At 75.7% G+C, this 14245-nt stretch carries 13 protein-coding genes and 1 pseudogene; 8 read left to right on the forward strand and 6 right to left on the reverse strand.

Annotated features, from left to right (window positions below; genetic code table 11):
- The 3 genes and pseudogenes from DLJ47_RS31535 to DLJ47_RS31545 form a co-directional block, all read right to left on the reverse strand.
- Positions 1–320 (reverse strand): annotated as a pseudogene (locus tag DLJ47_RS31535) (hypothetical protein); the annotation flags it as partial.
- A gap of 298 nt (positions 321–618) precedes the next feature.
- Positions 619–1047, reverse strand: a complete 429-nt coding sequence (locus tag DLJ47_RS31540) for an OsmC family protein (RefSeq protein ID WP_109905521.1) — start codon at positions 1045–1047, stop codon at positions 619–621.
- Between the two features lie 78 nt (positions 1048–1125).
- Positions 1126–2073, reverse strand: a complete 948-nt coding sequence (locus DLJ47_RS31545; protein WP_109905523.1) for a serine/threonine-protein kinase — start codon at positions 2071–2073, stop codon at positions 1126–1128.
- Positions 2074–2265: 192 nt separating this feature from the next.
- Between DLJ47_RS31545 and DLJ47_RS31550 the strand changes: the two genes are divergently transcribed.
- From DLJ47_RS31550 to DLJ47_RS31560, 3 genes are all read left to right on the forward strand, one after another.
- Positions 2266–2499 (forward strand): hypothetical protein, encoded by a 234-nt coding sequence (locus tag DLJ47_RS31550; RefSeq protein ID WP_109905525.1) that lies wholly within the window; start codon positions 2266–2268, stop codon positions 2497–2499.
- A 69-nt stretch (positions 2500–2568) separates the two neighbouring features.
- Positions 2569–3306, forward strand: coding sequence for a response regulator transcription factor (locus DLJ47_RS31555; protein ID WP_109905527.1), 738 nt, complete (start codon positions 2569–2571; stop codon positions 3304–3306).
- Positions 3284–4762, forward strand: coding sequence for a sensor histidine kinase (locus DLJ47_RS31560; RefSeq protein WP_109905529.1), 1479 nt, complete (start codon positions 3284–3286; stop codon positions 4760–4762). The genes DLJ47_RS31555 and DLJ47_RS31560 overlap by 23 nt, the downstream gene beginning before the upstream one ends.
- A gap of 3 nt (positions 4763–4765) precedes the next feature.
- Here the strand turns inward: DLJ47_RS31560 and DLJ47_RS31565 are convergent, their stop codons facing one another.
- On the reverse strand, positions 4766–5620 hold the full coding sequence (locus DLJ47_RS31565) for an arginase family protein (RefSeq protein WP_109905531.1): 855 nt from the start codon (positions 5618–5620) through the stop codon (positions 4766–4768).
- An 84-nt stretch (positions 5621–5704) separates the two neighbouring features.
- Between DLJ47_RS31565 and DLJ47_RS31570 the strand changes: the two genes are divergently transcribed.
- Complete coding sequence (locus tag DLJ47_RS31570; RefSeq protein WP_109905533.1) at positions 5705–6391, forward strand: helix-turn-helix transcriptional regulator; 687 nt, start codon at positions 5705–5707, stop codon at positions 6389–6391.
- 173 nt (positions 6392–6564) lie between these two features.
- On the opposite strand, the gene DLJ47_RS31575 is transcribed toward DLJ47_RS31570, so the two are convergent.
- Positions 6565–6966 (reverse strand): VOC family protein, encoded by a 402-nt coding sequence (locus DLJ47_RS31575; RefSeq protein ID WP_109905541.1) that lies wholly within the window; start codon positions 6964–6966, stop codon positions 6565–6567.
- Between the two features lie 170 nt (positions 6967–7136).
- Here DLJ47_RS31575 and DLJ47_RS36475 point away from each other — a divergent pair, with 170 nt between their 5' ends.
- From DLJ47_RS36475 to DLJ47_RS31590, 4 genes are all read left to right on the forward strand, one after another.
- The gene (locus DLJ47_RS36475) at positions 7137–7286 is read left to right on the forward strand and encodes a hypothetical protein (protein ID WP_167183181.1); all 150 of its coding nucleotides are present in this window, start codon (positions 7137–7139) and stop codon (positions 7284–7286) included.
- A gap of 10 nt (positions 7287–7296) precedes the next feature.
- Positions 7297–8721: a class I SAM-dependent methyltransferase gene (locus DLJ47_RS31580; RefSeq protein WP_109905535.1), complete on the forward strand. Its 1425-nt coding sequence runs from the start codon at positions 7297–7299 to the stop codon at positions 8719–8721.
- Positions 8714–10801 carry a sulfatase-like hydrolase/transferase gene (locus DLJ47_RS31585; RefSeq protein WP_109905537.1) on the forward strand — a complete coding sequence of 696 codons (2088 nt, stop codon included), beginning with the start codon at positions 8714–8716 and terminating at the stop codon, positions 10799–10801. Before DLJ47_RS31580 ends, DLJ47_RS31585 begins: the two co-directional genes overlap by 8 nt.
- Before the next feature lie 299 nt (positions 10802–11100).
- Complete coding sequence (locus DLJ47_RS31590) at positions 11101–12384, forward strand: citrate synthase (RefSeq protein WP_109905539.1); 1284 nt, start codon at positions 11101–11103, stop codon at positions 12382–12384.
- 517 nt (positions 12385–12901) lie between these two features.
- Here the strand turns inward: DLJ47_RS31590 and DLJ47_RS31595 are convergent.
- A partial coding sequence (locus DLJ47_RS31595) for a glycosyltransferase family 4 protein (protein ID WP_446723632.1) occupies positions 12902–14245 on the reverse strand: 1344 nt, incomplete at its 5' end.

The following is a 14245-nucleotide window of genomic DNA, read 5'->3' on the forward strand; positions in this document are numbered from 1 at the left end:
GGGGAGGTGGCCCGGTCCAGCGACCGGGAGGCCGCCTGGTCGGCTGCGGCGGCCCGCTCGGCCACCGCCTCGGCCAGTGGCTCGCGTGGCGCGTCGTCGGTCCGGACGACGGCGATCGCGGCCACGCCGAGGCAGCAGGAGACGCCGGTGGCCAGCGCGACCCGGGCGGGGGCCGAGGTCAGCAGGGCGCGGACGCCGCGCCGGGGACGCTCCGGGGCGCGGTGACGGCCGATCGTCCGTTCGGATGATGCGACATCGGACGGAGGGGTATCCGGCCGTTTCTGGGTCAGCTTCTGGTCGAAGGGGTCGTCGGGGTGCACCCGCCGAGGCTAGAAATTGCCTCGGCCGTTGCCACCGGTCTGGTTGGTGGCATGCGTCACAATTTCGCCCGATCTGGCGGACGATCGAGGGCGGTCGCCCGCTTAGCTCACATCACTCGGTTGTCCGTCTTTCCGTTCATGTCGCATATACCCGCCGATAACGGGCACCCGGTGGATCTTGGGGCGGATCCGCACGATGATCGACAGCCTCCATCGAACGGAGGAGACCGCCTTCGGCCATTCAGGTGGGGTGTGCCTGACCGGGCGGTCCAGCGCGACCGGCCCGGCACGTCGGTCGTCAGTGCCGGCCGTTCTCCGCCGGGGTGACCGTGAGCCGGTGGCGGCTGCCGTCGCCGCTGGAGAACGGCCACAGCCGGTCGGCGTGCTCGACCAGCTGGGCCAGCTGCTGCCGGCTCAGCCCCGCCGAGGCGATGGAGGCGTGCACGTCGGCCCGGTACCGGCCGTCGTCGTCGCGACCCAGCTTCGCCTCCGCCCGGACCTGCACGGTGTGCGCCTCGTCGGTGATCCCCCCGGCCGCCTCCACCGCCGCGTGGTGCAGGCAGGACGCGAAGGCGGCGGCGAGCAGCTGCGACGGGGTCAACCCGGTGCAGTGCGGCGCCAGCGGGGACGCCAGGGTGGTCGAGAGCGCCTCGTCGTCGGTGCGTACGTGGCCGCCCTCGGCGGTCGCGCTGGCAGTCTCGTTGAACCAGGAACTCGGATCCGGCATCGCGTTCCTCCCGTCACTCCCCGCCCGGCTACCCGGCCGCCGTCCGGTGAAACCGCAGGACAGGCCGCGTCCGGCCGGTCAGCCGGCGCGGCCGGACAGGTCGGCGGCCGGGGCTACCTCGGTCGCCTCGGCGGCGGCCCGCTCGGTCCACGGGGAGATCGCCGCCCGCCGGGGGCGCGGCGGGGTCGGCAGCCGCATCGGCACGTACACCCGGGCGTCCACCGCCTCGGCCAGCACCAGCGCGGCCACCAGGCTGCTCGGCCGGGCCGCCGGGTCGTCGGCAAGGCACCGCCCGCACAGCTCGGCCACCTCCGCCGGCAGCCCGTCGACCGCCGGCAACGGCCGGGGCGGTTGCCGGCGCCGCGCGCCGATCAGCTGGGTCATCGTGCCGGCCGGGTACGGCAGCTCGCCGACCAGGCAGTAGTAGAGCAGCACGCCGAGGGCGTACATGTCGGCGGCCGGGGTGGCCGGCGCCCGGTCCAGCTGCTCCGGCGCCAGGTACGCGGGCGTGCCGACCAGCATCCCGTCGGGCATCGGGTCCGGGGCGCCGGCCGGGGTGGCGATGCCGAAGTCCAGCACCTTGACCCCGGCCGGGGTGAGGATCACGTTGGCCGGCTTGACGTCACGGTGCACGATGCCGTGCGCGTGCGCGGCGGCCAGGGCGGCGCTCACCTCGGCGCAGACCCGCACCGCGATCCGCCAGTCCAGCGGCCCGGCCCGCAGGTGCTCGGCCAGCGTCTCGCCCTCGGCCAGCTCCATCACGAGGTAGGGCACCTCGCGGCCGGGCAGCGTGGCGCAGGTGCCGAAGTCGTGCACGCTGGCCACGTTCGGATGCACCAGTCGGGCCGCGGAGCGGGCCTCGGCCCGGATCCGCTCCACCGAGGCGTCCTGCCCCTCCTGCCCGGGCGAGATCAACTTCACCGCGACCGGTCGGTCCAGCACCGCGTCGTAGGCCCGCCAGACCTCCGACATGCCACCGATGCCGATGCGCTGTTCGAGCCGGTACCGCCCGTCCAGCGTCCTCATCGACCGCTCCTCGTGTCCGTGGCACCGCCCGCGCGGTGCCTTGGGCAGCGGTACCCGGGCCCCGATCAGGGCAAACCGCCGCCCGATCCGGCGCGACCGGGTCCACCCGGCGCGGCGGACGGGTAGCTTGCGAGCCAGAGCGGTGTCCGGGCCCGGGCGGGGCCGGCCGCGCGGCGCGCAGGAGGTCGGACGATGAGCGAGGTGACCGTACGGTTCGTCGGCGGACCCGCCCACGACCTGGTCCGCCGGCTGCCCGCCGACGACGACGGCGCGCCACCGCCGCGGTGGGTCCTCAGTCACCCCGACGGGGCCGGCTCGGTCGCCCCGGGCGGGCCGGACCATCTCTACCAGCGCGGCCGTCCCGACGGCGGGGGCACCTGGACGATGACCTACGTGCGCACCGACCCGGTCGGCGTCACCGAGTGAGCGCTGCACACAGCTGACACACAGCGGACGCACACCTGGGCCGTAGGCTGCCCGGCCACCCTTGAGCCCATGGGAACCGAGGGGCAGACCCGGGTGGAGTTGCGTCGCCCGGACGGTGAGCCGGTCCGGGTGCTGGTGGTCGACGACGAGCCGACCCTGGCCGAGCTGCTGGCGATGGCGCTGCGCTACGAGGGCTGGCAGGTCCGCACGGTCGGCGACGGGTCGGCGGCGCTGAGCACCGCCCGGCAGTTCCAGCCGGACGCGGTGGTGCTCGACGTGATGTTGCCCGACCTGGACGGGTTCCAGGTGGTGCGGCGGTTGCGCGCGCACACGCCGACCGTCCCGGTGCTCTTCCTGACCGCCCGGGACGCGGTGCCGGACCGGGTCGCCGGGCTCACCGTCGGCGGCGACGACTACGTCACCAAGCCGTTCAGCCTGGAGGAGGTGATCGCCCGGCTGCGGGCGCTGCTGCGCCGGTCCGGCTTCGCGGTGGCCGCTCGGGAGGAGGCGGTGCTCACCGTCGGTGACCTCAGCCTCGACGAGGACAGCCACGAGGTGCGCCGGGCCGGCGAGTTGATCACGCTGACCGCCACCGAGTTCGAGCTGCTGCGCTACCTGATGCGCAACCCGCGCCGGGTGCTGAGCAAGGCGCAGATCCTTGACCGGGTCTGGAACTACGACTTCGGCGGCCAGGCCAACGTGGTCGAGCTCTACATCTCGTACCTGCGGAAGAAGATCGACGTCGGCCGCGAGCCGATGATCCACACGCTGCGCGGCGCGGGGTATGTCCTCAAGCCGGCCGGGTGAGCGCGCCGGCCCGCCGGCGCGGTTGCGACGCTGGCCGGCCGGCTGGTCGCTGCGTACCCGGCTGGTGGTCACCGTGGTCGCGCTGCTGGCCCTGGTCAGCGTCGGGATCGGCGGGCTCAGCACGGTGGCGCTGCGGCAGTTCCTGGTCGACCGGGTCGACGCCCAGCTGGTGCCCGGCGCGATGTCCCGGGGCGACCGCCCGTTCCCGCCGTTCGGCGCCGGCCTCCCGCCGGGGCTGCCACCCGGCTCCGTCGTCGCCACCGTGGTCGACGGCACGGTCACCGAGGCGCGGACGCAGAGCGGCAACCGGGCCGGGGGCGAGCCGCTGCCGGTCGCGGAGGTGAGCGCGCTGGCCGGGCTGCCGGTGGGCGCCGCGCCGCGCACCGTCGACCTGGGCGAGCGCGGCGACTACCGGGTCGTGGCCCGGCAGCTGCCCACCGGGCGCACCCAGGTCGTCGCGCTGCCGCTGGCCGGGGTGCAGGAGACCGTCTGGTGGATGATCGCGGCGCAGGCCGGGGTGGCCACCGCCGGGCTGCTGGTGGCCGGCACCGCCGGCGCGCTGATCGTCCGGGCCACGCTGCGCCCGCTGCGCCGGGTCGCCGCCACCGCCGGCCGGGTCAGCGAGCTGCCGCTGGATCGGGGCGAGGTGGCGCTCTCCGAGCGGGTGCCCGCCGCCGACACCGATCCGCGTACCGAGGTGGGCCAGGTCGGCGCGGCCTTGAACCGGCTGCTCGGGCACGTCGGCGCCGCCCTCGCCGCCCGGCAGGCCAGCGAGACCCGGGTCCGCCAGTTCGTCGCCGACGCCAGCCACGAGCTGCGCACCCCGCTGGCCGCGATCCGGGGCTACGCCGAGGTCGCCCGGCGCGGCCGGGACCAGGTGCCGCCTGATGTCGCGCACGCGCTGCGCCGGGTGGAGTCGGAGAGCGCCCGGATGACCAGCCTCGTCGACGACCTGCTGCTGCTCGCCCGGCTGGACGCCGGCCGGCCGCTCGCGGCCGAACCGGTCGACCTCACCGCGCTGGTGGTGGACGCGGTCAGCGACGCCCACGTCGCCGGCCCGGAGCACCACTGGCGGCTCGACCTGCCGGACGTGGTGATCCGGGTGCCCGGCGACGCCGCCCGGCTGCCCCAGGTGCTGGCGAACCTGCTGGCCAACGCGCGGGTGCACACCCCGGCCGGCACCACCGTCACCACCACCCTGCGGGCCGGACCGGACGCCGCCGTGCTCACCGTGGCCGACGACGGTCCCGGGGTGCCGGCGCACCTGCAGCCGGAGGTGTTCGAGCGCTTCGCCCGGGGCGACAGCTCCCGCTCCCGGGCGCACGGCAGCACCGGCCTGGGGCTGGCCATCGTGGCGGCGGTGGTGGCGGCGCACCACGGCACCGTGGCGCTGGACAGCCGCCCGGGCCGGACCGTGTTCACCGTCCGCCTGCCGGGCCCGCTCGCCGCCGGGTGACGGTCAGGGCACGAGCAGCTCGGCGAGCACCTCGACCACCCGTCGCGCATGCCGCCCGTCCGGGTCGAGGTCGACGTTCAGGTCGGTCACGCTCATCCCGAGCAGCCGATCGGCCCGCGCCAGCGGGGTCACCAGCGCGGTCAGCTCGGGCCAGCGCAGCCCGTCCGGCTCCGGGTAGCTGACCGCCGGCAGGTCGGCCGGGTCGACCGCGTCCAGGTCGAGGTGCAGCCAGGCCGGCCCGTCGCCGGCCGCGGCCAGCTCCGCGCCGACCTCGCCGGGGCCCCGCCGCCGCAGCTGCGCCGCCGGCAGCTGGTGGATCCGCGGGTCGATCCGGTCCGCCTCGGCCCGGCCGGGGCCGTCGGCCGGCGGGCGATGCCCCATCAGGTGCACCCGGCCCGGGTCGACGAGCGGCCCGTCCCGGCCCACGGCGGCGGCCGGGCCGTGCCCGGTCACCACCGACAGGTCCATGTCCGCGCCCTCGCCGGTCTCCGAGCTGCGCCCGTCGTAGAAGTCCGGGTGGCCGTCGACGAACCAGAGCGTCACCGCCGGCGGCAGGGCCAGGCAGATCCCCGGCAGGATGGTGCAGTCACCGCCGACCACCAGCGGCCGGCGGCCGGTGGTGAGCAGCTCGTCGACCCGCTCGGCGATGGCCGCGCCGGCCCGGCGGATCTGGGCCGCGCCGATCAGCCCGCTCGCCGGGTCACGGACCGGGTCGTCGACCACCGCCTCGACCCGGCCGCCGTCCTCCGCGCCGAGCGCGGTGAGCAGCCCGGCGGCGCGCAGCGCGTCGGGGGCCCGCTGCTCGCCCCGGCCCCGCCCGGACGAGTCCAGCGGCGCGTCGACCACGACCCATCGCACACCGGCAGGGTAACGACGGCGGGGCGCCCGTACCGGCGATCGCCGGGTCGTGCCCTCGGCCGGAGCCGTGGCAGGCTGGTCGGCGTGTACCGGGAACGCCCCGCGGGGTTCGCCGGCGCGGTGCTCTGGACGGCCACTACGGCCGGCACCGCGCCCAGCCGGGTGCTGCCCGACGGCTGCGTCGACCTGCTCTGGTCCAGCCACGCCGGGCTGCTGGTGGCCGGGCCCGACCGCACCGCCCACCTGAGCACGGCCGTACCCGGCCAGCGGTGGGTCGGGTTGCGGCTGCCGCCCGGCACCGGCCCGGCGGTGCTCGGCGTACCCGCCGTCGAGCTGCGGGACCGGCGGGTGGCGCTCGCCGACGTCTGGGGCGACCGGGCGGTCGCCGGCCTGGCCGAGCGGGCCGCGATCGACCCGGCCAGCGTGCTGGTCGAGGTGGCCCGGGGGCGGTTGCGCGCCGTCGGCGGCCCCGACCCGGTGGGCGCCCGGGTGGCCGCGGCGCTGGCCGCAGGCGCCCCGGTGGCCGCGACCGCCGCCGAGGTCGGGCTCGATCCGCGCGCCCTGCACCGCCGGTCCCGGCAGCTGTTCGGGTACGGCCCGAAGACGCTCGCCCGGATCCTGCGGATGCGCCGGGCGTTGGCGCTGGCCCGGACCGGTACGCCGCTGGCCGAGGTGGCCGCCCGCTGCGGCTACGCCGACCAGGCGCACCTCACCCGGGACGTACGCCAGTTGGCCGGCGTGCCGCCGACGGCGCTGCTCGCCCGCGGCTGACCAGCCGGCCCGGCCCGTTCCCGGCGACCAGCGGCCACCCGGCCCGTTCCCGGCGACCGGCGGCCCGGCCCCGTCAACGGCGACCAGGTCCGGCCGGCCGCTGTCGGCGACCCGGCCGACCGCGCGGTGTCGGCGCGCGGACCGGCGGCCGTGGCGGCGGACCGGGTGCCGGGTCAGCCGGTGGTCTTCGGCTGCCAGGCGAAGAGGTCCACCCCGTTGCCGTCCGGGTCGAGCACCACCGCGTAGCGCTGCCCCCATTCGGCGTCCCAGGGCGCCAGGTGCCCCTGGTAACCCTCGGCGACCAGCTCCGCGTAGAGCCGGTCCACCTCGGCCGGGTCGGCGCAGCGGAAGGCGAGGCTGGCACCCCCGCCCTGGCCGGGCTTCCAGCCCGGGTCGAAGGAGCGGATGACCTCCACCGTGTCCCAGGCGAGCCGGAGCCCGCCGGGCAGGGTGATCTCCACGTGCGGCGCGGTGTCGGCGTCGGGCGGGATGTCGAGGCCGAGTCGGCGGTAGAAGGCGAGCGAGCGCGGCAGGTCGCCGCTGACCATTCCGATGAGATCGAGTGTCGGTGCCATGGCGCCCACGGTAGGGCTGGGCGCGGGTGGGTGTCTTGAACGAATCGGACGGCGGACGGATGGGCGATGTCGGCACACGAGATGGACGGCCGACGTACCGTGTCAGAAGTCCGGCGTTCCGGTCATATCGGGGCGTCAGGTGTCGAGACGGCGAGGGGAAGGAGCGGTCGGTGAACCATCTGGCCTACCTGGACGCGGGGTCCGGCAGCCTGATCGTGCAGGCGGTGGTCGGCGGGGTGGCCGGCGCGGCGGTGGCCGCCAAGCTCTACTGGCGGCGGCTGGTCGACCGGTTCCGCCGCCAGCCCACCGACCAGCGCTGACCGCCCGGCGATGGCGATCTCCCACACCGGCCTGCGGCCCGAGCCCGGGTCGTTCCGCGACCCAACGAACCGGGTCTTCCACTTCGGCGACGACGTGCTGCGCGGGCTCGACGCGCGGGCGGCCGAGGAGTGGCGGGCCCTGGCCGGCACCGAGTTCTTCCCCGCCCTGCTCGGCGCCGGCAAGGTCTGCGGCACCGAACCGGCCGACCCGGCGCTGCTGCCCGCGGGCGACGGCTGGGCGGCCGCGCTCCGGCACGAGCGCATCCCGTTCGTCTCCCACCCGTACGAGTGGTCCTTCAGCATGCTGCGCGACGCCGCACTGCTGCACCTGGAGATCCTCCGTACGGCGCTGCTCGCCGGGTTCACCACCAAGGACGGCTCGGCCTACAACCTCCAGTGGCGCGGCGCCGAACCGGTCTTCATCGACGTCGGCTCGTTCACCCCGCTGCGCGACGGCGAGCCCTGGGCCGGCTACCGCCAGTTCTGCCAGACGCTGCTCTATCCGCTGCTGCTCGGCGCCCACCTCGACCTGGACTTCCAGCCCTGGCTGCGGGCCCGGGTGGACGGCATCGACGCCGACCAGATGCGCCGCCTCTTCGGCGGCGCGCGTCGACTGCGGCCGGGCGTGCTCACCCACGTGCACCTGCACGGGGCGATGCAGAGCCGGCACGCCGGCAGCAGCACCGCCGACACCCGGGACCGGCTGCGGGACGCCGGCTACTCGCGGGAGTTGGCGCTGGCCACCGTCCGCGGCATCGAGAAACTCGTCCGCCGGCTCGACCGGCCGGCCACCGCCAGCCACTGGTCGGCGTACCAGCGCACCTGCGGCTACTCCGCCGGTGACCGGGCCGCCAAGGAGGCGTTCGTGGCCGGGGCGCTGGCCGCCACCCCGCACGCCCGGCTGGTGCTCGACCTCGGCGCCAACGACGGCCGGTACGCCCGGCTCGCCGCCCGGCACGCCGACTACGTGGTCGCCGTGGAGCAGGACCCGGCGGTGGTGGACGAGCTGTACCGGGCGCTGCGCGCCGACGGGGAGCGACGCGTCCTGCCGTTGGTGATGGACCTCGCCGACCCGTCGCCCGGCGGCGGCTGGCGGGGCGTCGAGCGGGCCGGGTTCGCCGATCGCGCCGCCGCCGACGTGGTGCTCGCCCTCGCCGTGGTGCACCACCTCGCGATCGGCCGCAACGTGCCGCTGCCCGAGGTGGTGGACTTCCTCGCCGGGCTCTGCGCGCCGGGCGCGCGGGTCGTGGTGGAGTTCGTCCACCCGGACGACCCGATGGCCCGCCGGCTGCTGGCCAACAAACCCGACGGGCTCTTCCCCGACTACCGGCGCGACGAGTTCGAGCGGCTGCTCGGCACGCGCGGCCGGATCGAGCGCCGGCTGGAACTGCCGTCGGGCACCCGCACCCTGTACGCGGTGGTCGTGGGTGGCTGAGCCGCCACCCCCGAACGGACCGGTACCCGCGCCCGCGGCCGGGCCCGCGGACCCCACGGCCGCGTCTCCGGTCCGGTCGGCGGCGGAGGGTCGGCGACCGGCGGCCGGGTGGCGGGCGGAGCTGGGCCGGCTGCTGGAGGTGGCGGCGCTGGTCGGGCTGGTGGTCACCCAGCCGCTGCTCGACGTGCTCGGCCGCAGCCCGGACTTCTTCCTGTTCCACCGCGCCGACCGGGGTGAGATCGTGCTGCTGGTGGCGCTGATCGCGGTCGCGCCCACGCTCGCCGTGGGGTTGCTCGGCGCGGTCACCCGGCTGGCCGGCCGGGCTGCCCGCGCCGCCACCCACACGCTGCTGGTCGGGCTGCTGCTCGCCGCGCTGGCCGTGCAGGCCGGCCGGCACGTCACCGGGCTGCGGGGCGTACCGCTGCTGCTGGTGGCGGCGGTGGCCGGCGCGGCCGGGGCGGCGGCGCACCGGCGGTGGCGGGTGCCCGGGCGGGTGCTGCGGGTGGCCGCGGCGGGTCCGCTGGTCTTCGTCGGGCTGTTCCTGTTCCTCTCGTCCAGCTCGGCGGTCGTGCTGCCGCGCGGGGAGGGCGGCGCGGCCGGCGCGGCCCAGGGCGTGCGGCATCCGCCGGTGGTCATGCTGATCCTCGACGAGCTGCCGCTGGTCAGCCTGCTCGGCCCGGACGGGCGGGTCGACGCCACCCGCTACCCGCACTTCGCCGAGCTGGCCGCCGGCTCCACCTGGTACCGCAACGCCACCGGGGTCAGCGGCTGGACGCCGTACGCGCTGCCGGCGATGCTCACCGGCCGCTACCCGCAGCGCGGCGTGGCGCCGCACTACTCGCAGTACCCGGACAACCTCTTCACCGCCTTCGGCGGGCTGTACGACATCCGGGCCGAGGAGAGCATCACCCGGCTCTGCCCGCCCAGCCGCTGCGACCAGCCGGTCAGCCCGGAACAGGGGCTCGGGGTGCTGGTCCGGGAGACCGGCAAGCTGCTGGGGCGGTTGGCCGCGCCGGTGGAGAGCCGGGTCGACCCGGAGGACTCCTACCGGGAGCGCACCCGGGCCGAGGCGGGGCTGGACGCCGCCGAGCCGGTCCCGGACGACCCGAAGTTCCGTTGGGACAGCCTGGACGACAACCAGCCGGCCCGGTTCACCGCGTTCCTGGCCGGCCTGAAGCCCACCGCCCGGCCGACGCTGCACTTCCTGCACCTGCTGATGCCGCACTCGCCGTGGGCGTACCTGCCGTCGGGGGCGCGCTACGACGCCCCCGAGGACCTGCCGAACGAGGGCGCCGGCTGGGTGGAGCTGGCTCGGCAGCGGCACCTCGCGCAGCTCGGCTACACCGACCGGCTGATCGGCGAGACGCTGCGTACGCTGCGCGCCACCGGCCTCTACGACCAGGCCCTGCTGGTGGTCACCGCCGATCACGGGGTGAGCTTCACCCAGGGCGCCCAGGGGCGCGGGATGGACGCGATCCGGGCCGCCCCGGACGAGGTGGCCTGGGTGCCGCTCTTCGTCAAGTCGCCCGGGCAGCGGGCCGGCCGGGTCGACGACCGCAACTGGGAGCACGTCGACCTGCTGCCCACCGTCGCCGACGAGGCCGCCATCCGGCTGCCCCGGCGGGTCGACGGCCGGTCCGCCCGGCAGGCGCCGCGCGACCCGGCGAAGCACTTCTACGACCGGCCCGGCCAGCCGGTCCCGCTTCCCGGCGGGCTGCCCGGCCCACCTGCGCCGCCGGCCGCGCACCCGCTGGTCGGCACGACGGTGGGGGAGCGGCCGACCAGCGGCTCGGCCCGGGTGGCCGACCTGGCCGCGTTCGCCGACGTCGATCCGGACACCGGCCGGTTGCCGGCGCTGGTCTGGGGCGACCTGCCGGACCAGGTGCCGGACGGCACGCTGCTCGCGGTCGCGGTCAACGGCCGGGTCGGCGCGGTGGTCCCGGTGGTCGCCCGCGACGCCGGCGGCCGGCGCTTCGCCGCCCTGCTCGCCGACGACCGGCTCTTCCAGGCCGGCGCGAACCGGCTGGACGTCTACCAGGTCGCCACCGACGGCACGCTGCGCCGGCTCGCCCTGTCCTGACCCCGCGCCGGCCGGCACCCGGCCGCGCTTCTAGGGTGGGCCCGGCCGCGCTCCCACCCGCTCGGCGGTCGCGCTCCCACCCACCCCCCGGTCGCGCTCCCAGGCCGCGGCCGGCCGCGCTCCCACGGCGGCCCGGCCTGGCCAGGGCACGCGGTGGGCGGGGTTTCCCCGCTGGCTGGTCGGGAATCGGGTGACGCATGCCTCACCGCCGACCCACGGTGGGCGGTGTCCCGGGAACCGCGAATACGGTAGAAGCGAAGGCAATTCAACGTAGATCTGCCGGCAAAGCGAGGAACCACATGACGGAAGTCAAGCTCGATCACCCCGGTGGGCAGCTGTCGATGCCGGTGCAGTCCGCGGTCGAGGGCCCCGCCGGTATCGGGGTGGGCAAGCTGCTGAAGGAAACCGGGTTGACGACCTACGACCCCGGTTTCGTCAACACCGCGGCCTGCTCGTCCGCGATCACCTACATCGACGGCGACGCGGGCATCCTGCGTTACCGGGGGTACCCGATCGAGCAGCTGGCCGAGAAGTCCTCCTTCCTGGAGGTCTCCTACCTGCTGATCTACGGTGAACTGCCGACCGAGCAGCAGCTGACCGAGTTCAGCGAGCGGATCCGCCGGCACTCGCTGCTGCACGAGGAGATGCGCCGGTTCTTCGACGGCTTCCCGCGCGACGCGCACCCGATGGCCGTGCTCTCCTCGGCCGTCAGCGCGATCTCCACCTTCTACCAGGACAGCCTGGACCCGTTCGACTCCTCGCACGTGGAGATGTCCACGGTGCGGCTGATGGCGAAGGTGCCCACCATCGCCTCGTACGCGTACAAGAAGTCGATCGGCCAGCCGCTGCTGTACCCGGACAACTCGCTGGGCTACGTGGAGAACTTCCTGCGGATGACCTTCGGCGTGCCGGCCGAGCCGTACGAGGTCGACCCGGTGATGGCCAAGGTGCTGGACATGCTGTTCGTCCTGCACGCCGACCACGAGCAGAACTGCTCCACCTCGACCGTGCGGCTGGTCGGCTCCAGCAACGCCAACCTCTTCGCCTCGGTCTCCGCCGGCGTGAACGCCCTCTTCGGCCCGCTGCACGGCGGCGCCAACCAGGCGGTGCTGGAGATGCTGGAGAAGATCCAGGCCCAGGGCGGCGACGTACGCACGTTCGTCCAGAAGGTCAAGGACAAGCAGGACGGCGTCAAGCTGATGGGCTTCGGCCACCGGGTCTACAAGAACTACGACCCGCGCGCCGCGATCGTCAAGAAGGCCGCCCAGGACGTCCTCGGCCGGATGGCCAAGCCGGACCCGCTGCTCGACATCGCGATGGAGCTGGAGGAGATCGCCCTGGCGGACGACTTCTTCGTCTCCCGCAAGCTCTACCCGAACGTGGACTTCTACACCGGCCTGATCTACAAGGCCATGGGCTTCCCGACCAAGATGTTCACGGTGCTCTTCGCGCTGGGCCGGCTGCCCGGCTGGATCGCCCAGTGGCGCGAGATGCTCAACGACCCGGAGACCAAGATCGGCCGCCCGCGGCAGATCTACACCGGCTCCCCGCAGCGCGACTACCTGCCGCTCACCGAGCGCTGACCGACGCCGCGCATCCGACCGGCCGCCGACCCCGCGAGGGTCGGCGGCCGGTCGCGTTGTACGGGGGCAGGTGACCCGCTCGCGTCCTGTCGAGCTGCCCCATCCATGAGACCACCCACGCGGGACGCGGCGACGTCACCGCCGGCGCCCATGCGGGCAGCTCGACATCCGGTGGGGCTGTAGGTAGTCATGCCGCCCCATCTGTGCGGGCAGCTCGACAGTGGGTGGCGGGCACCCGGCGCGAGGCCGCCGGGCCCCGGGGAAGGGCCCTCCGGGCACCCGGCGTGAGCCCGCCGAGCACCGAGCGCGAGCGCTCAGGGCCCCGGCGAGGGCCTGCCGGGCACCCCGCGAGAGCCCGCCGAGCACCGGGCGAGAGCCCACCGGCACCCGGCGCGAGCCCGCCGAGCACCAAGCGACAACCCTCCGGGCACCCGGTGCGAGGCCGCCGGGCACCAGGCGACAGCCCTCCGGGCACCCGGGCCGGTGGGGCCGGGTGCCCGGTGTCGGGTTGTGGCGGTCAGCGCAGGCCGGCGGCGGCCAGGAGGTTGCCGTCGGCGACGGGTGGGAGGAGGTGCCCCGTCGCCATCCGCTGCGCCGCGCGTTCGGTGGTGAAGGCGGGGGCGCCCGCGATCGCCGCCGCGTAGGTGGCCGCGGTGCGCTGCGCGATGGCGGCCCAGCCGTACTGCTCGTGCACCATGGTCCGGGCCCGGCGGGCCAGCACACGGGCCCGCTCCCGGTCCGACAGCAGCGCGTGCACCGCGTCGGTCAGCCCGTCCGGGTCGTGCGGGCGGAACGTCATCCCGGTGACGCCGGGCTCGACGATCTCGGCGAGCCCGCCGGTCGCGGACACCGCCAGCGGCGCCCCGGCCGCGGCGCCCTCCAGCGCCACCATGCCGAACGGCTCGTAGATGCTCGGCACCGCGAAGCAGTCCGACGCCGCCATCACCGCCGGTAGGTCGGTGCCGCCGAGGAAGCCGGGCATGCTCACCGCCGCCCCGAGGCCGAGTCGGTGCACGTCGGCCTCCAGCTCGCCGCGGTACGGCCCGTCGCCGGCGATCACCACCCGCAGCCCGGGGTGCCGCTCCCGCAGCCGGGGCAGCCCGGCGATCAGGTGCTGCACGCCCTTCTCGTACACCAGCCGGCCGGCGAAGGTGACCAGCGGTCCGGTTCCGGCGAACCGGTCCCGGGCGGCGGCGACCGCTGCCGCCGGCGCCCGCCAGCGTTGCGGCTCGACGCCGTTGGGCACCACGTCGACCCGGCCGGCGGGGACGCCGAAGAGCGCACCCACCTCGTCGCGCATGTAACCCGAGCAGACGATCACCCGGGTCGACTCGGCGCTGAGCCAGTGCTCCACGCCGTGGATGGTGCGGTTCATCTCCTCCGGCAGCCAGCCCTGGTGCCGGCCCGCCTCGGTGGCGTGGATGGTGCTGACCAGCGGGACGTCCAGGTGCTCGCGCAGGGTCATCGCGGTGTGCGCGACGAGCCAGTCGTGGGCGTGGATGACGTCGTAGTCGGCGGTGTCGGTGGCGCGCAGGGCGGCGCGGGTGAGGGTGTGGTTGAAGGCCATGGTCCAGGCCAGCAGGCTGTTGGTGGCCAGGGGGAAGGTGACGGGGTCTTCGGCGGCGCGGATGACGCGTACGCCGTCGGTGTGTTCCTCCAGGGGTGCGCCGTCGGCGTGGCGGGTGACGACGGTGACCTGGTGGCCGGCGGCGGCGAGGGCGACGGAGAGGGCGTGGACGTGGCGGCCGAGGCCGCCGACGAGCACCGGCGGGTACTCCCAGGACAGCATCAGGATGCGCCGGGACGGCGGGGCCACGCCGCCGGCGGCGGGCTGCGGGATCGCGGGGCGGGACGTCGGGGT

Source organism: Micromonospora sp. S4605, assembly GCF_003176715.1.
Taxonomy (GTDB): Bacteria; Actinomycetota; Actinomycetes; order Mycobacteriales; family Micromonosporaceae; genus Micromonospora; species Micromonospora echinaurantiaca.

Bases quoted from the DNA above. Each gene is read 5' to 3' on its own strand.
- DLJ47_RS31555 (WP_109905527.1), top strand. From the start codon at position 2,569: ATGGGAACCGAGGGGCAGACCCGGGTGGAGTTGCGTCGCCCGGACGGT.
- DLJ47_RS31580 (WP_109905535.1), top strand. From the start codon at position 7,297: ATGGCGATCTCCCACACCGGCCTGCGGCCCGAGCCCGGGTCGTTCCGC.
- DLJ47_RS31560 (WP_109905529.1), top strand. From the start codon at position 3,284: ATGTCCTCAAGCCGGCCGGGTGAGCGCGCCGGCCCGCCGGCGCGGTTG.
- DLJ47_RS31575 (WP_109905541.1), bottom strand. From the start codon at position 6,966: ATGGCACCGACACTCGATCTCATCGGAATGGTCAGCGGCGACCTGCCG.
- DLJ47_RS31545 (WP_109905523.1), bottom strand. From the start codon at position 2,073: ATGAGGACGCTGGACGGGCGGTACCGGCTCGAACAGCGCATCGGCATC.
- DLJ47_RS31590 (WP_109905539.1), top strand. From the start codon at position 11,101: ATGACGGAAGTCAAGCTCGATCACCCCGGTGGGCAGCTGTCGATGCCG.
- DLJ47_RS31540 (WP_109905521.1), bottom strand. From the start codon at position 1,047: ATGCCGGATCCGAGTTCCTGGTTCAACGAGACTGCCAGCGCGACCGCC.
- DLJ47_RS31550 (WP_109905525.1), top strand. From the start codon at position 2,266: ATGAGCGAGGTGACCGTACGGTTCGTCGGCGGACCCGCCCACGACCTG.